This window comes from Pseudomonas aestiva, assembly GCF_039908605.1.
Lineage (GTDB): Bacteria > Pseudomonadota > Gammaproteobacteria > Pseudomonadales > Pseudomonadaceae > Chryseomonas > Chryseomonas aestiva.
Genome location: NZ_CP150916.1, coordinates 600,944 through 620,125 on the forward strand (window position 1 = coordinate 600,944; position 19,182 = coordinate 620,125).

The 19,182-nt window shown below is 69.3% G+C and carries 18 protein-coding genes and 1 riboswitch; of the genes, 15 read left to right on the forward strand and 3 right to left on the reverse strand.

Annotated elements, in window-relative coordinates:
- Nucleotides 1–14 precede the first annotated feature (14 nt).
- The 7 genes from cobG (at nucleotide 15) to AABM56_RS02860 (ending at nucleotide 7,311) form a co-directional block, all read left to right on the forward strand.
- The gene (cobG, locus tag AABM56_RS02830) at nucleotides 15–1,301 is read left to right on the forward strand and encodes a precorrin-3B synthase (RefSeq protein WP_317630269.1); all 1,287 of its coding nucleotides are present in this window, start codon (nucleotides 15–17) and stop codon (nucleotides 1,299–1,301) included.
- Nucleotides 1,294–1,920: a precorrin-8X methylmutase gene (locus AABM56_RS02835; RefSeq protein WP_347883824.1), complete on the forward strand. Its 627-nt coding sequence runs from the start codon at nucleotides 1,294–1,296 to the stop codon at nucleotides 1,918–1,920. The genes cobG and AABM56_RS02835 overlap by 8 nt, the downstream gene beginning before the upstream one ends.
- A complete protein-coding gene (locus tag AABM56_RS02840; protein WP_133862286.1) occupies nucleotides 1,920–2,660 on the forward strand; it encodes a precorrin-2 C(20)-methyltransferase in 741 nt (246 codons plus the stop codon). Before AABM56_RS02835 ends, AABM56_RS02840 begins: the two co-directional genes overlap by 1 nt.
- Nucleotides 2,648–4,318, forward strand: a complete 1,671-nt coding sequence (gene cobJ, locus AABM56_RS02845) for a precorrin-3B C(17)-methyltransferase (protein WP_166655932.1) — start codon at nucleotides 2,648–2,650, stop codon at nucleotides 4,316–4,318. Before AABM56_RS02840 ends, cobJ begins: the two co-directional genes overlap by 13 nt.
- A gap of 6 nt (nucleotides 4,319–4,324) precedes the next feature.
- A riboswitch (cobalamin riboswitch) is annotated at nucleotides 4,325–4,472 on the forward strand.
- Between the two features lie 30 nt (nucleotides 4,473–4,502).
- Entirely contained in the window at nucleotides 4,503–5,519 is a 1,017-nt protein-coding gene (locus AABM56_RS02850; RefSeq protein WP_133862285.1) for an ABC transporter substrate-binding protein, read from the forward strand.
- Nucleotides 5,516–6,550 (forward strand): iron ABC transporter permease, encoded by a 1,035-nt coding sequence (locus AABM56_RS02855; protein ID WP_133862284.1) that lies wholly within the window; start codon nucleotides 5,516–5,518, stop codon nucleotides 6,548–6,550. The genes AABM56_RS02850 and AABM56_RS02855 overlap by 4 nt, the downstream gene beginning before the upstream one ends.
- A complete protein-coding gene (locus AABM56_RS02860; protein WP_133862283.1) occupies nucleotides 6,547–7,311 on the forward strand; it encodes an ABC transporter ATP-binding protein in 765 nt (254 codons plus the stop codon). The genes AABM56_RS02855 and AABM56_RS02860 overlap by 4 nt, the downstream gene beginning before the upstream one ends.
- On the opposite strand, the gene AABM56_RS02865 is transcribed toward AABM56_RS02860, so the two are convergent.
- Entirely contained in the window at nucleotides 7,296–7,814 is a 519-nt protein-coding gene (locus AABM56_RS02865) for a DUF962 domain-containing protein (protein ID WP_133862360.1), read from the reverse strand. The genes AABM56_RS02860 and AABM56_RS02865 overlap by 16 nt on opposite strands.
- 143 nt (nucleotides 7,815–7,957) lie before the next feature.
- Here AABM56_RS02865 and AABM56_RS02870 point away from each other — a divergent pair, with 143 nt between their 5' ends.
- The 5 genes from AABM56_RS02870 to AABM56_RS02890 all read left to right on the forward strand — a co-directional run bounded on the left by AABM56_RS02870 (nucleotide 7,958) and on the right by AABM56_RS02890 (nucleotide 13,574).
- The gene (locus tag AABM56_RS02870; protein ID WP_133862282.1) at nucleotides 7,958–8,812 is read left to right on the forward strand and encodes an IclR family transcriptional regulator C-terminal domain-containing protein; all 855 of its coding nucleotides are present in this window, start codon (nucleotides 7,958–7,960) and stop codon (nucleotides 8,810–8,812) included.
- 117 nt (nucleotides 8,813–8,929) lie between these two features.
- A complete protein-coding gene (locus AABM56_RS02875) occupies nucleotides 8,930–10,306 on the forward strand; it encodes an MFS transporter (RefSeq protein WP_133862281.1) in 1,377 nt (458 codons plus the stop codon).
- Nucleotides 10,307–10,606: 300 nt separating this feature from the next.
- Nucleotides 10,607–11,725: an ABC transporter substrate-binding protein gene (locus AABM56_RS02880; RefSeq protein WP_178083928.1), complete on the forward strand. Its 1,119-nt coding sequence runs from the start codon at nucleotides 10,607–10,609 to the stop codon at nucleotides 11,723–11,725.
- Entirely contained in the window at nucleotides 11,722–12,780 is a 1,059-nt protein-coding gene (locus tag AABM56_RS02885; RefSeq protein WP_133862280.1) for an iron ABC transporter permease, read from the forward strand. The genes AABM56_RS02880 and AABM56_RS02885 overlap by 4 nt, the downstream gene beginning before the upstream one ends.
- Entirely contained in the window at nucleotides 12,777–13,574 is a 798-nt protein-coding gene (locus AABM56_RS02890) for an ABC transporter ATP-binding protein (RefSeq protein ID WP_133862279.1), read from the forward strand. The genes AABM56_RS02885 and AABM56_RS02890 overlap by 4 nt, the downstream gene beginning before the upstream one ends.
- Before the next feature lie 25 nt (nucleotides 13,575–13,599).
- On the opposite strand, the gene AABM56_RS02895 is transcribed toward AABM56_RS02890, so the two are convergent.
- A complete protein-coding gene (locus AABM56_RS02895) occupies nucleotides 13,600–15,726 on the reverse strand; it encodes a TonB-dependent siderophore receptor (protein WP_133862278.1) in 2,127 nt (708 codons plus the stop codon).
- A gap of 233 nt (nucleotides 15,727–15,959) precedes the next feature.
- Between AABM56_RS02895 and AABM56_RS02900 the strand changes: the two genes are divergently transcribed.
- The 3 genes from AABM56_RS02900 to AABM56_RS02910 all read left to right on the forward strand — a co-directional run bounded on the left by AABM56_RS02900 (nucleotide 15,960) and on the right by AABM56_RS02910 (nucleotide 18,851).
- Nucleotides 15,960–16,907: a class I SAM-dependent methyltransferase gene (locus tag AABM56_RS02900; protein ID WP_133862277.1), complete on the forward strand. Its 948-nt coding sequence runs from the start codon at nucleotides 15,960–15,962 to the stop codon at nucleotides 16,905–16,907.
- A 618-nt stretch (nucleotides 16,908–17,525) separates the two neighbouring features.
- Complete coding sequence (locus AABM56_RS02905) at nucleotides 17,526–17,969, forward strand: NfeD family protein (protein WP_133862276.1); 444 nt, start codon at nucleotides 17,526–17,528, stop codon at nucleotides 17,967–17,969.
- Between the two features lie 27 nt (nucleotides 17,970–17,996).
- Nucleotides 17,997–18,851, forward strand: a complete 855-nt coding sequence (locus AABM56_RS02910) for an SPFH domain-containing protein (protein WP_133862275.1) — start codon at nucleotides 17,997–17,999, stop codon at nucleotides 18,849–18,851.
- Nucleotides 18,852–18,876: 25 nt separating this feature from the next.
- On the opposite strand, the gene AABM56_RS02915 is transcribed toward AABM56_RS02910, so the two are convergent.
- Nucleotides 18,877–19,098 (reverse strand): VF530 family DNA-binding protein, encoded by a 222-nt coding sequence (locus tag AABM56_RS02915; RefSeq protein WP_027598793.1) that lies wholly within the window; start codon nucleotides 19,096–19,098, stop codon nucleotides 18,877–18,879.
- Nucleotides 19,099–19,182 lie beyond the last annotated feature (84 nt).

Here is a 19,182-nt window from a genome sequence, read left to right on the forward strand (position 1 = left end):
CCCGACCTTCCGCCGTGAATCCTCCCTCTCCCTCCGCCCTCGTCCCGCGGCCTTCGGCCTGTCCGGGGCTGCTGCGCATCGTGCCCGCGCGCGATGGCGGCCTGTGCCGGGTGAAGTTGCCGGGCGGGCGACTCACGGCAGGCCAGGCGCGGGCCATCGCCGCCGCCAGCGAGCGCTGGGCGAATGGGGTACTGGAGCTGACCAACAGAGCCAACCTGCAATTGCGTGGCGTGCGCCCGGATGGCGCCGACGCCCTGGTGGCCGCGCTGCAGGCCGCCGGTCTGGGTCCGGCCGATCCGGCCGCCGACGACGTGCGCAATCTGCTGCTCAGCCCGGCGGCGGGGCGTGATCCGCAGCAGTTGCAGGATGTCCGTCCCCTGGCCGCCGAATTGCTCGCCCTGCTGGAGGGTGACCGCCGACTGCATGGCCTGTCGCCCAAGTTCGCCCTGCAACTGGACGGCGGCGAAGCCCTGGCGCGGCTCGACCATCCCCATGATGTCTGGCTGTCGGCTCGCCCCGAAGGCTACCTGCTCGGTCTCGCCGGTATCCCGCTGGATGCGCCGGTTGGATTGATCGACCCGGGCCAGGAGGTGGCGACCGTCGCGCGCCTGCTGCATCGCTTTCTCGACCTGGCCGGTCCCGAGCAGGGCCGCCTGCGCCAGCTGCTGGCGCAGCGTCCGGTCGCCGAACTGCTGGCGGGGTTGGATCTGCTGCCGGTTCCGCGCAGCCCTCGTGCGCCGGCCGCAACCGCGCTGCGCCTGGGCAGTCATCCCCAGCTTCAGCCGGGTCGCTGCTGGGTCGGCGCCCAGCCCGCCCTGGGCCGACTGCCGGCAACCAGCCTAGCTGCCCTCGCCGACCTGGCCGAGCACCTCGGCGAGGGCGCGCTGCACCTGACCCCCTGGCAGGGCCTGCTGCTGCCCGACGTGCCGGTCGACAGGGCCCCCGAGCTGCTCGGCGCTCTGGCCACCCTGGAGCTGACCACCGATCCCGCCGCGCCCCTGGCCCGGCTGATCGCCTGCACCGGCAGCCAGGGCTGCGCCAAGGGCCAGGCCGACACCAAGGGCGATGCCCTGCGCCTGGCCGAGCGGCTGCCGGCGGACGTGGAGGTGCATCTCTCCGGCTGCCCGCGCAGTTGCGCCCTGGCCGGCCAGGCGGCCCATACCCTCTTGGCGGTGGCTCCCGGCCGCTATGACCTCTTCGTGCGCGACGCCACCCAGCCCGGTCCGGGCCGGCGACGCGCCACCCATCTATCCCTCGACGAGGCCGCCGCCTGGCTGGCCCGGAGTCCCAGTGATGCTTGAATACGAACGCGACGGCCAGGCGATCTATCGCCAATCCTTCGCCACCATCCGCGCCGAGGCCGATCTCTCGGCCATCCCCGCCGACCTGGAAAAGCTCGCCGTGCGGGTGATCCACGCCTGCGGCATGGTCGACGTGGTCCAGGACCTGGCCTTTTCCCCGGGCGCTGGCGCGGCCGGTCGCGCGGCCCTGGCGGCCGGCGCGCCCATCCTCTGCGATGCGCGCATGGTCGCCGAGGGCGTCACCCGCACCCGCTTGCCGGCCAACAACCCGGTGATCTGCACCCTGCACGACGAAGGCATCCGCGAACTGGCCGTGGCCCAGGGCAATACCCGTTCGGCGGTGGCTCTGGAGCGCTGGCGGCGGCACCTGGCCGGCAGCGTGGTGGTGATCGGCAACGCCCCCACGGCGCTGTTCTATCTGCTGGAGATGCTCGATGCCGGCGCGCCCAAGCCGGCGCTGATCCTCGGCATGCCGGTGGGCTTTGTCGGCGCCAGGGAGTCCAAGGACGCCCTGGCCGCCGACAGCCGCGGCGTGCCCTATGTCATCGTCCGCGGCCGGCGGGGTGGCAGTGCCATGGCCGCCGCGGCGGTCAACGCCCTGGCCACGGAGGTGGAGTGATGGCGGGCCGCCTGCTCGGCCTGGGCGTCGGCCCCGGCGATCCGGAACTCATCACCGTGAAGGCCCTGCGCCTCTTGCAGGGCGCGCCGGTGGTGGCCTATTTCGTCGCCAAGGCCAAGGCCAACGCGGGCCAGGGCGGCAATGCCTATGGCGTCATCGAGGGCTATCTGCTGGACGGCCAGCAGCGCCTGCCGCTGGTCTATCCGGTGACCACCGAGAAGCTGGCGCCGCCGCTGTCCTATGAGACGGTGATCGCCGACTTCTACGACACCGCCGCCGCCCAGGTGGCCGACCATCTGGACGCCGGCCGCGACGTGGCGGTGATCTGCGAGGGCGATCCCTTCTTCTACGGCTCCTACATGTACCTGCACGACCGCCTGGCCGAGCGCTACGAGGCCCAGGTGGTGCCGGGGGTCTGCTCCATGCTCGGCGGCGTGGCCATGCTCGGCCTGCCGCTGGTCTATCGCAACCAGACCCTCACAGTGCTCTCCGGGGTGCTTTCCGCCGAGGAGCTCAAGGCGCGCCTCGCCAGCGCCGACGCCGCCGTGGTGATGAAGCTCGGGCGCAACTTCGAGAAGGTGCGCCAGGTGCTGCGCGACCTGGGCCTGGACCAGCGCGCCCGCTACATCGAGCGCGCCACCATGGACAACCAGCGCATCGTCGCGCTGGACGCCGTCGAGCCCATGGCCTCGCCGTATTTCTCGCTGGTGGTGGTGCCGGGGGTGAAATGGAAGGGTTGAGCCCGGCCATCGTCATCCTCGGCCCCGGTGCCCTGGCCACCGCCCGCCGCCTGCAGGCCGGCCTGCCGGGCAGCCTGGTACACGGCCTGGCCGGGCGGGTCGAGGGCGATGTCAGCTACAGCGCCTTCGGCGACCACCTGCGCGACCTCTATCGCCAGCAGCGCCCGCTGCTGGTGCTCTGCGCCGCCGGCATCGTCATCCGCAGCCTGGCGTCCGTGCTGGATGACAAGACCGCCGAGCCGCCGGTGCTGGCCGTGGCCGAGGACGGCAGCGCCGTGGTGCCGCTGCTGGGCGGCCTGGCCGGCGCCAATCGCCTGGCCCGTCAGCTGGGTAGGCTGCTGGACGTGGCCCCGGCCATCACCACCAGCGGCGAACTGAGATTCGGCACCTGCCTGCTCGATCCGCCGGCCGGCTATGCCCTGGCCGATGTCGACGTGGCCAAGCACCGGGTCGCCGATCTGCTGGCCGGCGCCCCGGTCCGCATCGAGGGCGAGGCGCCCTGGCTGGATGAGGTGCCCCTGGCCCGCGATCCCGAGGCACGGCAACGCATCCTGGTCTCGCCCCTGACCAGCGCCGACGACCATACCCTGTTGATCCACCCCCGCGCCGTGCTGGTGGCGGTAAGCGCCGATGCCACCGCCGCCGCCATTACCGCGCTGCTCGCCAGCACCGGCTATGCCACCGGGGCCGTGGCGGTGCTGCTGGCTCAGGCGGCCGACATGGCAGCGCCCGGCCTGGCCGAGCTGAGCCAGGCGCTGGAGCTGCCGCTGAGATTCGTCGACGCCCGTACCCCGGAATTCGCCCAGGCGGCCGTGGCACGGGCCCAGGCCCAGGGCCTCGCCCTGCACCTGCATGACCGGCCGCTGGACGCCGATGACCTCGGCCAGCGCCGTGGCCGCCTCAGCGTGGTGGGCCTCGGCCCCGGCGCGGCCGAACTCATGGCTCCGGTGGTACGCCGCGCCCTGGACCAGGCCGAGGACGTCCTCGGCTACGCGACCTACGTGCAGATGGCCGGTCCCCTGCGTCCGGACCAGCTGGCCCATGCCAGCGACAATCGAGAAGAATTGCAGCGCGCCCGCCATGCCTTCGAACTGGCCGCCAGCGGGCGCCAGGTGGTGATGGTGTCGTCCGGCGATCCGGGCGTCTTCGCCATGGCCGCCGCGGTGCTGGAGGTGCTGGAGGGCGCCGCCGACCCGCGCTGGGCGGCGGTGGAGCTGGAGATCCTGCCGGGCATCACCGCGGCCATGGCCAGCGCCGCCCTGGCCGGGGCGCCGCTGGGTCACGACTTCTGCCTGATCTCCCTGTCCGACAACCTCAAGCCCTGGACGGTGATCGAGCAGCGCCTGCGCCAGGCCGCCGCGGCGGACCTGGCCATGGCCTTCTACAATCCCATCTCCAAGGCCCGACCGCATCAGCTGGACCGGGCGCTGGACGTCCTGCGCAGCTGCCGCTCGGCGAACACCCCGGTGATCCTCGGTCGCGACGTCGGCCGTCCCGGTGGCGGTCTCGAATACACCAGCCTCGGCGCCCTGCGCAGCGAGATGGTGGATTCACGCACCCTGGTGATCCTCGGCTCCAGCCATACCCGGCGCTTTCCGCGGGCCGACGGCGGCGAATGGGTCTATACCCCGCGCTGGTACGATACGGAATTGTTATAAAGTAACATTTAGTGCTTGAATCCTGGTCGCCGCTGGCTCACCCTCGGCGACCTTTCCGTTCCCTGGCGGGAAGCCGGTGCAACTCCGGCGCGGTCGCGCCACTGTGAGCTTCGCGAGAAGTGAGCCAGACCTTGCCAGGGGACATCCATCATCCACCAGGGACGCGTCATCCCGAGGAGAGTCCATGTTTCGTCGTCTTCTGCCGCTGCTCGCCGCCGGCCTGCTGTCCGTATCCTCCCTTACCGCCCAGGCGGCCACCCCCTATCCGCTGACCATCCACAACTGCGGCCGCGACCTGGTCTTCGAGCGCGCGCCTCAACGCCTGGTCAGTCTGGGCCAGGCCAGTACCGAGTTGCTCTTGCGCCTGGGCGTGGGCGCGCGGCTGGTGGGCACCGGCGTCTGGTTCGGCGGCTTGCCCGCGGACCTGCAGGCGGCGGGCAAGGACATTCCGCGGCTGGCTGACAACGCCCCCAGCTTCGAAGCCGTGGTCGGCTCCCGGCCGGATCTGGTGGCGGCCCAGTACACCTATCACGTCGGCCCCGGCGGCGAGGTGGCGGACTTCCCGCGCTTCGCCACGCTGGGCATCGCCGCCTATGTGGCGCCCAGCGATTGCGAAGGCAAGGCGGTGACCGCCGACTCCAACAGCGATGGCAGCCGCAGCGCGCCCTTCGACATGCAACTGGTGACCCGCGAGGCCCAGGAGCTGGCGGCCATCCTCGATGTGCAGCCGGCCGGCGAGCAGCTGGTTGCCGAGCTGGACCGCCGTATCGCCGCCGCTGGCGAGCAGGCCAAGGCCGCCGGGGTCCGGGGGCGCTCGGTGCTGTTCTGGTTCTCCAGTCCGCGGCTGGAAGGGGATCCCTGGGTCGCTGGCAACCTCGGCGCGCCGGCCTGGATCGCCCGCGCCCTGGGCCTGCGCAACGTGGTCGACAGCGCCGAGGAATGGCCGGCGGTGAGCTGGGAGCGCATCGCCAGTCTGGACCCTGACTATATCGTCGTGGCGCGCATGGATCGCCGTCTCTATCCCGCCGATGACGTGGACAAGAAGCTGGCCTTCCTGCGCAGCGATCCCCTGACCCGCGAATTGCGCGCGGTGCGCGAGAACCACCTGCTGGTGGTGGACGCCCCGACCCTCAATCCCTCGCTGCGGGTGGTGGACAGCGTCGAGACCCTGGCCGCCGACCTGGCCAAGCCGCAACCATGAGTCTGCCCCTGGCGGCCGAGGGGGCCCGACCCTGGCGCTGGCTGCTGGGCCTGGCCGCGGTGCTGGCGCTGGCGGCGAGCGTGGTGCTGGCGGCGTCCTTCGGCGAGATGCCCATCGCGCCCCTGACCAGTCTGCAGGCCATCGCCAACGGCCTCGGCCTGGGGCCCTATCCGGTGGAGCGCATCGTCCAGGGCATCGTCTGGGAATACCGCCTCAGCCGCGCCCTGGTGGCCGCCTGCTGCGGCGCCGGCCTGGCGGTCTCCGGCGCCATCCTCCAGGCGCTGCTGCGCAACGCCCTGGCCGAACCCTATGTGCTGGGGCTGTCGGCCGGCGCCTCCACCGGCGCGGTGCTGGTGATGCTGCTGGGGGTCGGTGGCGGGATGCTCGGCGTGTCCCTCGGCGCCTTTCTTGGCGCGGTGCTGGCCTTTACCGTGGTGCTGCCCTTTCTCGGCAGTGGCGGCAGCACCCGCATCATCCTCGCCGGGGTGGCCGCGTCCCAGCTGTTCAATGCCCTGACCGCCTATATCGTCGCCACCGCGGCCAATGCCGAGCAGGCGCGCAGCGTGATGTTCTGGCTGCTCGGCAGCCTGGCCGGGGTGCGCTGGCCGGACGTCTGGCTGGCCGCCGGGGTGGTGCTCGCTGGCTTGCTGGTGTGCCTGGCCTGCGCCCGGGCGCTGGATGCCTTCGCCTTTGGCGAAGACGCCGCCGCCAGCCTCGGCGTGGCGGTGGGGCCGCTGCGCCTGCTGCTGCTGGCGGTCACCGGCCTGATCACCGCCTGCCTGGTCAGCCTGGTGGGCGCGGTGGGCTTCGTCGGCCTGGTGATCCCCCATGTGGCACGCTTCCTGGTCGGTCCGGGGCATGGCCGGCTGCTGCCCACCTGCGCCCTGATCGGCGCGCTGTTCATGGTGCTGGCCGACATCGTCGCCCGCACCCTGGTGGCCAAGCAGACCCTGCCCATCGGCGTGGTCACCGCCCTGGTCGGTGCGCCGGCCTTCGCCTTCATCCTCTACCGCGCGCGGGAGGTCCGATGAGCCTCGCCGCGCGGGACGTGGCCTGGAGCGCCGGCGGCCAGCCGATCCTCGCCGGGGTGACCCTTGAGGTGCCGCCCGGCGGGGTGCTTGGGTTGCTGGGCCCCAATGGCTCGGGCAAGTCCAGCCTGCTGCGGCTGCTGGCCGGGCTGCGGCGGCCAGAGGAGGGCAGGGTCAGTCTCGACGCGTTGCCGCTGGCCGAGTTGCGCCGGCGCGACCTGGCACGGCGGGTCGCCCTGGTGGAGCAGCAGGCCGGTACCGAGGCCGATCTCTCGGTGGCCGAGGTGGTGCGCCTGGGGCGCACGCCCCATCGCGGCCTGCTCGATGCCTGGAGCGCGCGCGACGCCGAGGTCTGTCAGCGCGCCCTGGCTCAGGTCGGCCTGGTCGACAAGGCGGCACGGCGCTGGCACAGCCTCTCCGGTGGCGAGCGCCAGCGCGCCCAGATCGCCCGCGCCCTGGCCCAGGAGCCCAGCGAACTGCTGCTGGACGAACCCACCAATCACCTCGATATCCAGCACCAGCTGGAGATCCTCGACCTGGTCCGCCGCCTGCCGGCGACCTGCGTGCTGGCGATCCACGATCTCAACCTCGCCGCGCTGTTCTGCGACCGCCTGGCGGTGCTGCGCGACGGCCGCCTGGTCGCCGAAGGCGCCCCGGCCGCGGTGCTGACGGCCGCGCTGATCCAGCAGGTCTGGGGGGTGAAGGCGCAGGTGACGCTGGACGGCCCCGACGGTCGGCCGACGATCCGCTATCGGCTGGATTGACGACGCCGCACCGGGCCGGCCCGCTCTTCGATCGCCTGCCTGAGCTGCGGGCGACCACCCAGCCAGAAGACCGCTTCGGTGGCGATGAACAGCGGGCCGATGGCCAGGCCGGCGAGGTCGTCGAGAAAGGCCGGCTTGCGCCCCTCGTAGTGGTGACCGACGAACTGGATGGCCCAGCCGACCAGGAACAGACTCAGCCCCCAGCCCAGCCAGACGCCCGTGGTCCGGGCCGCCAGCGCGGCACCCAGCCAGAGGGCAAGCCCGAGCAGAACGCCCATCAGCAGCCCCAGCGGCCGATCCAGGCGCAGGTAGAAGACCGCCACCGCCCCGGCCACCGGTACCGCGGGCGACAGCGGCCAGCCGGCCAGGCTGAAAACCGGTCGCGACAGCAGGATGGCCACCGCCAGCACGATCAGCAGGATGCCGGGAAAGTGGCTGGCGATGTTGCGCGGATCGCGGTGGTAGCTCGCGTACTGGCTGAGATGATCTTCCAGGGTCTTCATCGGCAGGCATCCAGGCGGCTGGGCGGGAAGCCTCAGCATGCACCGGGAAGCTCCTGCGCGTCAGCGGGCACCAGGAGAAATGCGATTGCGATAATCGCCCCGTCGCTCGATAATCGATCAAAAGCCTGCCGAGGACCGGTCCGATGGACGATAACCGCACCGCTCACGCCACGGGCCTGCCGCCACTGGCCGCGCCGCCCATCATCGCCTCGCCGGCCAAGCGCATCGAAGCCTTCACCGGCGACCCCAACTTCATGACCTCCCTGGCCCGCGGCCTGGCGGTCATCCATGCCTTCCAGGAGCGCAAGCGCCAGCTGACCATCGCCCAGATCAGCCATCGCACCGAGATCCCGCGTGCCGCGGTGCGTCGTTGCCTGCATACCCTGATGAAGCTGGGCTACGTCACCACCGACGGCCGCACCTACTCGCTGCTACCCAAGGTGCTGACCCTGGGGCACGCCTATCTGTCGTCGACGCCGCTGGCGGTCACCGCCCAGCCGGTGCTCGATCGCCTCAGCGAGCAACTGCACGAAGCCTGCTCCATGGCCACCCTGGAAGGCGACGAAATCCTCTACATCGCCCGCTCGGCGACGCCGCAGCGACTGATCTCGGTGGACCTCAGCGTCGGCAGCCGGCTGCCGGCCTATTGCACCTCCATGGGCCGCATCCTGCTCGCTGCCCTGGACGATGCCGCCCTGCACGACTACCTGGAACACGCCGACCTGCAGGCCAAGACCAGCCGCACCCTCTATCAGCCGCCGGCGCTCATCGCGTGCCTGGGCCAGGTGCGCCAGCAGGGCTACGTCATCGTCGACCAGGAGCTGGAGGTGGGGCTGAGATCCCTGGCGGTGCCCCTGAGAGACGCCGCCGGCCAGGTGCTGGCGTCGCTCAACGTCGGCACCCACGCCAGTCGGGTCAGTCGTCAGGAACTGGAGACGCGCTTCCTGCCGGTGCTGCTGGCGGCCAGCCAGGAGTTGAGTACCCGGCTGTTTCACTAGCGAATCTGGTCGATTATCGGCCATATCGCCGATAATCGAATTGTCAGCTGTTCGAGGTGGGCTTAACGTCGGCGCAGTGGCGCAATCCGCCGATAACAACAACACGAGCAGACCACCATGACGCAAACCCTCGCGGGCGCCGTGCCCCTGGCCGACTCTTCGGCCACGGCGACAGCCGGCACCCTGGATGTCCAGCACTTCATCAATCGCCAGGCGCTGTCCGCCTACCAGTGGCGCATCGTCGCCCTGTGCTTTCTCATCGTCTTTCTCGACGGCCTCGACACCGCGGCCATGGGCTTCATCGCCCCGGCGCTGTCGGTGGAGTGGGGCATCCCGCGGGCTAGCCTGGGGCCGGTGATGAGCGCCGCCCTGGGCGGCATGGTCTTCGGCGCCCTGGGCTCCGGGCCGCTGGCCGATCGCTTCGGCCGCAAGGGCGTGCTGGTGGTCGCCACCTTCATCTTTGGTGGCTTCAGCCTGCTGTCGGCCTTCAGCGCCAACCTCGAACAGCTGGTGATCCTGAGATTCCTCACCGGACTGGGCCTGGGCGCCGCCATGCCCAACGCCACCACGCTGCTCTCGGAATACACCCCCGAGCGCCTCAAGTCGCTGCTGGTGACCAGCATGTTCTGCGGCTTCAACCTGGGCATGGCCGGCGGCGGCTTCGTCTCGGCCTGGATGATCCCGGCCTACGGCTGGCACAGCCTGCTGGTGCTGGGCGGCGTGCTGCCGCTGGCGCTGGCCGTGGTGCTGCTGCTGTGGCTGCCGGAGTCGGCGCGCTATCTGGTGGTGCACGGCAAGAGCGCCGAGCGCATCCGCCGGGTATTGGCGCCCATCGGTCGCGAGGCCGCCGAGGCGCGCCACTTCGTGGTGCCCGAGCAGAAGTCGGTTAAGACCGGCAACGTCTTCACGGTGATCTTCAACCGCAACTACAGCGCCGGCACCCTGCTGCTGTGGCTGACCTATTTCATGGGCCTGGTGATCGTCTATCTGCTCACCAGCTGGCTGCCGACGCTGATGCGCGACGCCGGCGCCAGCCTGGAGCAGGCTGCCCTGATCGGCGCGCTGTTCCAGTTCGGCGGGGTGCTCAGCGCGGTGTTCGTCGGCTGGGCCATGGACAGATTCAATCCGCACAAGGTGATCGGCCTGTTCTATGTGCTGGCTGGGATCTTCGCCTATTGCGTCGGCCAGAGCCTGGGCCAGGTCGCCCTGGTCGCCACCCTGGTGCTGGTGGCCGGCATGTGCATCAACGGCGCCCAGTCGGCCATGCCCTCGCTGGCGGCGCGCTACTACCCGACCCATGGCCGCGCCACCGGGGTGTCCTGGATGCTCGGCATCGGCCGCTTCGGCGCCATCACCGGCGCCTGGATGGGCGCGACCCTGCTGGGCCTGGGCTGGACCTTCACCCAGGTGCTCACCGCGCTGCTCCTGCCGGCGGGTCTTGCCGCCCTGGCGGTGCTGATCAAGGGCGTGGTCAGCCACGCCGATGCCACCTAGCGTCGACGGCTTCCCCTTTGCCGGTGGCAGGCGCTAGGCGCAGGCACTGCCACCGCGTAAAGTTGCACCCTTTGCTAGCTTCGCAGTCACCCGCCCAGAGCCTGTCCATAATCTGCTGCGCGTCGGCCAAACAGCGTTGAAAACCCCCTGGGTCGCCAGCCCGGTCGGAATGCTCATTTACTTTAAGTAAACTCGAGCGCGAGTCCGATCCGCTTCCTCAGGCCTTTTCGCCTTGTTTGGCTCTAGCTCGCGAGATTATGAGCAGGCTCCTGGAGCGGGTGCAGACGTCCAAGGGGTTCCATGAAAGGTTTCGCGCACAGCGGGCAGTGGGCTGTCCGGCTGGTAACGCTTATCGCTTGCTTTCTGATTGCTCCGGCCTTTGCCGAGATGCGCCAGGTCACCGATGTCCTCGGGCGCACGTTGACGATCGAGGCGCCGGCCAAGCGGGTGGTGCTGGGCTTCCACTATGGCGACTACCTGGCGGTGGGCGGCGAGCAGGCCTTCGACGCGGTGGTCGGTGTCTCCCGCGGCGCCTGGGAGCGCAAGGTGCCGGCCAACTGGGCGCTCAATGTCGCCCACCGACCCTCCCTGGCCAGCCTTCCCGATGTGGGGGAGACGGAAAACAACAGCTTCTCGGTGGAAAAGGTCCTCGCCCTCAAGCCGGATCTGGTGGTGCTGGCCGCCTGGCAATTCCAGGCGCTGGACAGCGAGGTCAAGCGCCTCGAACAACTCGGCATCCCGGTGGTGGCGATCGACTACAACGCCCAGACCCTGGAGCGCCACCTGGCCTCCACCCGCCTGCTCGGCGTCATCACCGGCCAGGAGACGCGTGCCGCCGAGCTGGCCGACTTCTATGCCAAGGTGGTGCAGGACATCCAGACCCGTATCGCGGCCGCTCATCGTCCGAAGCCGCGGGTCTATGCCGAGTTCGGCAACAAGGGTCCGGCCGAATACTCCTTCACCTACGGCCGCAACATGTGGGGCGCCATGGTCACCCTGGCCGGTGGCGACAACATCGCCGCGCCCTTCATCCAGTGGTGGGGGGTGATGAATCCGGAGCAGGTGCTCATGGCCCAGCCGGAGGTAATCTTCATCTCCGGGCGCGAGGACAACAGCAATCCCACCGCCTTGCCCATGGGCCCCGGCGTGACCGTCGACGACGCCCGCAGCCACCTGCGCGCCTTCATGCAGCGACCGGGCTGGGCCAATCTGCCGGCGATCCGCGACGGGCGTCTGTATGGCGTCTACCAGGGCGCCTCGCGCAGCCTGGAAGACTTCGCCATGCTGCAGTTCATCGCCAAGCAGCTCTATCCGGATCTGTTCCAGGACGTGGATCCCATGGCCAACTACCGCGAATACTACCGCCGCTACATGCCGATCCAGCCCCAGGGCACCTTTGCCATAGGCCTGACGCCATGAGCGAGGCCGCGAGCGCCAGCCATGGCAACGCCATCGCCGAGCAGCGCGCCCGCGAGCGCCGCCGCTGGCGCGCCTGCGCGGTGTTTCTGCTGCTGACCCTGGCGGCTCTGGTGCTGGACATCGCCACCGGGCCCTCGCTGCTCTCGCCGCTGGAGGTGCTCAAATCGCTGACCGGCCTTGGCGCGCGGCAGCCGATGACCGACGCCATCGTCCGCGACCTGCGCCTGCCGGTGGCGCTGATGGCCCTGGCGGTGGGCGCCGCCCTCGGTGCGGGCGGGGCGCAGATGCAGACGCTGCTCAACAATCCCATGGCCAGCCCCTACACCCTGGGCATGGCCGCCGCCGCCGGCTGTGGCGCCGCTCTCAGCCTGGCACTGGGCAGCTTCGGCCTGGGCGCGCTGATCGGGGTGCCGCTGGGGGCCTTCGCCTTCGCCATGTTGGCGGCGCTGTTTCTCTTCGCCCTGGCCTCGCTCAAGCGCACCGGCAGCGACACCATCATCCTCGGCGGCATCGCCCTGCTGTTCCTCTTCCAGTCATTGCTGTCGCTGGTGCAGTTCCTCTCCTCGCCGGAGCTCTCCCAGCAGATCCTCTTCTGGCTGTTCGGCAGCCTCGGCCGCGCCACCTGGACCACCCTGGCCATCGTCGCCGGGGTGACCCTGCTGTGCTGCCTCCTGCTCTTGCGCGATGCCTGGAAACTGGCCGCCCTGCGCCTGGGCGAGGCCCGGGCCGAGAGCCTGGGCGTGGACATCCGCCGCCTGCGCCTCAAGGTGCTGATCCTGGTGGCGGTGATGACCGCCACGGCCACCAGCTTCGTCGGGGTGATCGGCTTCGTTGGCCTGGTCGCGCCCCATATCGCCCGCTGGCAGGTGGGCGAGGATCAGCGCTTCCTGCTGCCGCTGTCGGCCATCTGCGGCGCCCTGATGCTGTCCTCTGCCTCGGTGCTGTCCAAGTCGATCCTGCCCGGGGCGCTGTTTCCGGTGGGCATCGTGACCGCCATCGTCGGGGTGCCCTTTCTGCTCTGGCTCATCTTCGCCCCGCGCAGGTCCAGCCTATGATCCGCCTCCAGGACCTCGCGCTGAAGCGCGGCGACCGCACCGTGATCTCCGGACTTTGCACCGAGCTGCACGCGGGGCAGGTGCATGTGATCCTCGGCCCCAATGGCACCGGCAAGACCACCCTGCTGCGCGCCCTGGCCGGTGACCTGCCGCTGGCGGCCGGGCATATCGAGCGCGGCGAGCGGCGGCTGGTAGCGGGGGCTTCGCTGCGCGGTCAGCGCGAGGGTTGGCGCCAGGGCGTGGCCTACATGCCCCAGGATTCCCATGCCGAGGCGGCGCTGTCGGTGCTGGAGACGGTAGCCATGGGCAGCCTGGAACGGCTGACCCTGCACCTGGATGATGAGCTGCTGGAACGGGCGCTGGGCAAGCTCGACGAAGTGGGTATCGGCCATCTGGCCTCGCGCCAGCTGGGCGCCCTGAGTGGCGGTCAGCGGCAGCTGGTGTTCTTTGCCCAGGTGCTGATGCGCGAACCCGAGGTGATGCTGCTGGACGAACCGGTCAGTGCGCTGGATCTGCGGCACCAGATCAACCTGCTCGATCGCGTGCGCCACGAGACCCGGCTGCACCAGCGGGTGACCGTGGTGGTGCTGCACGATCTCAACCTGGCCTGCCAGTACGCCGATTCGCTGCTGGTGCTGGTCAACGGTGGCCTGCTGGCCGCCGGCCGACCCGCCGCCATCGTCACCGCCGACCTGCTGGAAGCCACCTACGGCGTGGCGGTGGACATCCTCCACGACCGCCAGGGCCGCCCGGTGGTCCAGCCGCTGACCGGTCAGGCCTTCAGCGAGGCCTGACCGCGGGGCTGCAGAGGGTAGGGCGTCAGAAGGTGTAGGTGAAACCGGCCTGCACCGTCCGCGGCTCGCCCGGATAGCTGTAGGCGTTCCAGGAACTCTCGTCGTAGCCCTTGTTGAAGACGTTGCGCACGTCCAGGTTCAGCCGCAGGTGCTCGTCGACCTTGTAGAAGCTCAAGAGGTCGGTGACCGTGTAGCTGTCCATGCTGTAGTCGCTGACCGCAGTCTTCTGGCCTTCGCGCTCACCCACGTACTTGAGGTTGGCACCCAGGCCCAGGCCGCGCAGTGCACCGTCGTGGAATTCGTAGACGTTGAGCAGGTTGACGGCATTGCGCGGGATATTGGTCAGGCGCGTGCCGCGGGCCAGGGTGTTGTCCTTGGTGACTTCCGCATCGGTGAAGGCGTAGCCGCCGAGGATGCGCCAGTTGGGCGTCAGGTCGCCGGTCACGTTGACTTCGAAGCCGCGGCTGCGCACCTCGCCGGCGGCGACGTTGAAATTCGGATCGACCGGGTCCAGGGTCAGGACGTTTTCCTTGACCGTATGGAAGATCGCCGTGTCGACGCTGAGGCGGCCGTCCAGCGCCGCCCACTTCATGCCCACCTCGTAGGCCTTGCCTTCCTCGGGATCGAAGCCGCCGCCCAGGCGCGCCGCGCCGGTGTTGGGCTTGAACGACTTGGAGGCGCTGGCATAGAGGGCCAGTTCCGGGGTGAGGTCGTAGCTGACGCCCAGGCGCGGGGTAACCGCGTTGTCGGCGTTGGACCAGCTCTGACCACCGGCGACGAAGTTGTCGTAGTCATGCTCGAAGCGTTCCAGGCGCACGCCACCCAGCACCTTGAAACGCTCGGTGAGGGCGATCTGGTCCTGCACGAAGGCCGCCCAGGTCTTGAGGGTCTCGTGGTCGTGGGTGGGCGTACGGGTTAGGGCCGGGCGCGGCTGGCCGAGGACCGGATCGACCAGGTTGACCGCATAGACATCGGTGCCGCCGGGGGAGCGCTGGATGATCGACTGATAGTCGTAGTCTTCCACCTCGATCCCGGTGATCAGGGTGTGGCCGAGGCCGAAGGTGTCGAAGCGCCCGGTCAGGTTCAGCTGCAGGTCGCGATCGCTCCACTCCAGCTTGCGGTAGTTGAAGTTGCGGCCGAGGGTCACGCCGTCGGCCTGCACGCCGTTGGCTTCCACGGCATTGCCCTTGAGGCTGCCGTCCAGGTACTGGAAGCCGCCGGCCAGGGTCCAGGCGTCGTTCAACTGGTGCTCGAAGCGCAGCTGATAGGCCTCGCTGTCGCTGTGCAACAGGTTGGTGGTGCCCTTTTCCCAGGCATTGGTGGAGCGACTGGCCTCGGCGCGCTGGGTCAGGTAGTTGGTGCGGCCGCGATCCAGCGGGGCGTTGCTGCGGATGATGTCCGCCTCGAAGGTGATGAGGGTGGCGTCGGTGGCCTGCCAGCTCAGCACCGGGGCGACTTCGTAGCGCTCGGTGTGCACATCGTCGCGGAAGGTGTCGCCGCCCTCGGCGATCAGGTTGAGGCGATAGGCCAGGCGGCCGTCCTCGTCCACCGGGCCGGTGGTGTCCAGGGTGCCGCGTTTCTGGCCCTGGTCGGTGAACTGGCTGCCAAGGGTGGTCTTGCGCTCGCCCAGCGGCTGCTTGGTGACCACGTTGAAGGTGCCGCCCGGATCGCTGCGGCCATAGAGGGTCGCGGCCGGGCCGCGCAGGACCTCGACCCGCTCCAGGGTGGCGGCATCCGGCGCGCTGGGATAGCCACGATTCATGGGGAAGCCGTTGCGGAAATACTCGGAGCTGGTGAAGCCACGCACCGTGTAGCTGGTCAGGCCCTGGCCGCCGAAGTTGTTGCCACGGCCGACGCCACCGGCCTGGTCCAGCGCCTGCTGCAGGCGGGTGGCGGAAAGGTCGTCGAGGGCTTCGCGGGAGACCACGCTCACCGACTGGGGCGTCTCGTGCAGCGGGGTATCGGTACGGGTGGCACTGCTGGAACGCTCTGCCTTGTAGCCCTGCACCGGACCGGTGGGTGATTCGGCCGTGCCGACGATGGTGAGGTCGGACAGCGCCTGGGGCGAATCTTCCGTCTGCTCCTGCGCATGACCGGCGAGGGGGAGGGCACAGAGGGGCAGCAGATAGAGAGCAGGGGCCAGCCGGCGCATTGTTATCGTCCTGGAGTTCGGGGAGGCGGATTCTAGGGCGGCTTACAAAGTGGATACAACTGCGAGTCGTTACCGCCTGAGACATATTTTCATCGGACTGGTCGGTTCGTTGGCGACGGCGCGCCCAAATGCCTTCGTCGCCAATTGCCGGCAGACACCTGGCGGGCCTGTGCCGGGAGGCGAGCCCGGCACTTTTGCCGTAGCATGCCGCTCCTTTGCCGTCGTGACCGCCCATGAATACCGCCACCCTTGCCCACCTCTCCGCGCTGCTGCTCGCCGCCCTCGATTCGCCACCCGTCGAGGCGCGCCGGCTGGTGCACGGCCGTGGCCGGCTGCTGCCGGGGCTGGAACAACTCACCGTGGACTGGCTGGAAGGCGTGCTGCGGGTAGGGCTGTTTCGCGAATTGCCCGCCGCCGAGCTGGACGCCCTGCGCACGACTCTGACCGTCCTGGGCGAGACCCCGGCGTGGCGCGCCAGTGGCGCCCGCAGCCTGCTGCTGCAGCATCGCTATCGCCTGGACGCCGCCAGCGAGGCGCTGATCGGCGCGCCGGTGGGCGAGCACGTCATCCATGAAGACGGCCTGAAGTTCGGCCTGGACCTCACCCGCCACCAGAACATGGGGCTGTTCCTAGACATGCGCCTGGGCCGCCGCTGGGTGCGCGAACAGGCCGCCGGTCTGCGCATCCTCAATCTGTTCGCCTACACCTGTGGCTTCTCGGTGGCCGCCCTGGCCGGTGGCGCGGACCAGGTGGTCAATCTGGACATGGCCCGCGGGCCCCTGACCCGCGGTCGCGAGAATCACCGACTCAATGGCCATGAGCTGGGCAAGGTCAGCTTTCTCGGCCATGAACTGTTCAAGTCCTGGGGCAAGGTGCGCAAGCTGGGACCCTATGACCTGGTGATCGTCGATCCGCCCAGCTTCCAGCAGGGTAGCTTCGCCCTGACCAAGGACTACGCGCGCATCCTGCGCCGCCTGCCCGAACTGCTCACCCCCGGTGGCCGGGTGCTGGCCTGCGTCAACGACCCCGGCGTCGGCGCGGACTTCCTCATCGCTGGCATGGCCCAGGAGGCCCCCGGACTGGCCTTCGTCGAGCGCCTGGCCAATCCACCGGAATTCGCCGACGAGGACGCCGAGGGTGGCCTCAAGGTGCTGGTGTTCCAGCAGGACCAAGCGTCGTAGGTTGGGTTGAGCGTAGCGAAGCCCAACGGTGCCCGGTTTCGACCCCGCCTTGTTGGGCTTTGACGATGAAGCCGTCTCAACCCAACCTACGGAGCCTGCCCGTAGGTTGGCGCTGAGCGCCGCGAGGCCCAACGGTGCCCAGGCTCGACCCCGGCCCGTTGGGCTTCGACGATGAAGCCGTCTCAACCCAACCTACGGAGCCTGCCCGTAGGTTGGCGCTGAGCGCCGCGAAGCCCAACGGTGCCCAGGCTCGACCCCGGCCCGTTGGGCTTCGACGATGAAGCCGTCTCAACCCAACCTACGAATCCGCCCGTAGGTTGGCGCTGAGCGCAGCGAAGCCCAACGGTGCCCAGGCTCGACCCCGGCCCGTTGGGCTTCGACGATGAAGCCGTCTCAACCCAACCTACGGAATCCGCCCGTAGGTTGGCGCTGAGCGCAGCGAAGCCCAACAGTCCCCGGGTTCGACCCCCAGTTCGTTGGGCTTCGACAGTGGCGCCGTCTCAGCCGCGCCTGCGCGACAGGGCGCCACTTCATCGGGCGCTCGGTACCACTCGGAGGCCCTAGTGGCGGATGAGCGCAGCAGCGGCCATGCTGTGGCGTTACCTGGAAGGAGCGGCAATGGACGTGCAATGGTGGTACTGGCTGGTGCTGGGCGTCGGCCTGATGCTGAGCGAATTGGTGGTGCCGGCCTTTTTCCTGATCTGGTTCGGCCTGGGCGCCCTGCTGGTCGGCGTACTGCTGCTGGTACTGCCGGAGCTGGCGCTGGCCGTGCAACTGCTGGTCTGGAGTCTGGCCTCGCTGGTGGCGGTATTTCTCTGGTTTCGCTATGGCAAGGACCGTGGCAAGCCCGGTGAGGACTGGAGCGCCGACGTCCATCTGGGCGAGATCGGCCTACTGGTCGCGGCGGTCGGCCCCTTCGCCCGTGGCCGCGTGCGCTTCCAGAAACCCATCCTCGGCAGCGATGAATGGCCCTGCCTGGCCGATGCCGAGATCGCGGCCGGCGAGTGGGTTCGACTGCTCGCCTTCGAAGGCAACCTGGTCAAGGTCGCCCGTCAATCCTGACGTCTTCCATCCATAGGGACATCGTCCATGAGTGTCAGTCTTATCGTCGCCCTGCTGTTGCTGGTCTTCATCGTCGTCACCGTCGCCAAGGGCGTGCGCCTGGTGCCCCAGGGGCAGGAGTGGATCGTCGAGCGCCTCGGCAAGTACCGCACCACCCTCAAGCCCGGGCTGAATTTCCTCATCCCCTACATGGATCAGGTCAGCTACCGCCTCAGCACCAAGGACCTGATCCTCGATGTGCAGCAACAGGAGGTCATCACCCGCGACAATGCGGTGATCCTGGCCAATGCCCTGTGCTTCGCCAAGATCGTCGATCCGGCCAAGGCGGCCTATGGCGTGGAAGACTATGCCCAGGCCATCACCAGCCTGGCGATGACCTCGCTGCGCGCCATCATCGGCGAGATGGAACTGGACCAGGCGCTGTCCTCGCGAGACGAGATCAAGGCGCGGCTGAGGGTCAGCATGGCCGAGCAGACCGTGGACTGGGGCATCACCGTCAAGGCGGTGGAGGTGCAGGAGCTCAAGCCGACCCCGTCGATGCAGGCGGCGATGGAAATGCAGGCGGCCGCCGAGCGGGAGCGCAAGGCGGTGGTGACCCGGGCCGAAGGCGCCAAGCAGGCCGCCATCCTGGAGGCCGATGCCCGTCTCGAAGCCGCCAAGCGCGACAGTGTGGCCCAGGTGACCCTGGCGCAGGCCTCCGCCGCCGCCCTGAGCAAGATCTCCGAAGCCGTGGGCAACGAACCGACGCCGGTGCTCTATCTGCTGGGCGAGCGTTATATCAATGCCATGGAAAAGCTGGCCACCAGCGACAACGCCAAGACGGTGGTCCTGCCAGCCGATATCCAGCAGACGCTGCGTGGCCTGTTGGGGACCAAGTCCTAGTCCGGCAGTTGTCGCGGGCCCTGCCTTAGCCCTGCTTCGGCAGGCGCCGATAGAGCTGCTCGACCTTTTCCCGTGCCCAGGGCGTGCGGCGCAGGAAGGTCAGGCTGGATTTGATACTGGGCTCATGGGTGAAGCAGCGCAGCGGGATGCGTCGGCCGAGTTCTTCCCAGCCGTGATGCTCCACCAGGCGGGTGAGCAGGGCTTCGAGGGTGATGCCTTCGAGGGAGGCGCGGGGCTTGTCGGACATCGGCTGGGCTCTGGATGAGGGGAGGGCAGTGTAGCCGCTGCAACAGCGCGCTGCGCGTCGAAGCGGTCGACAGTCCACAAACGA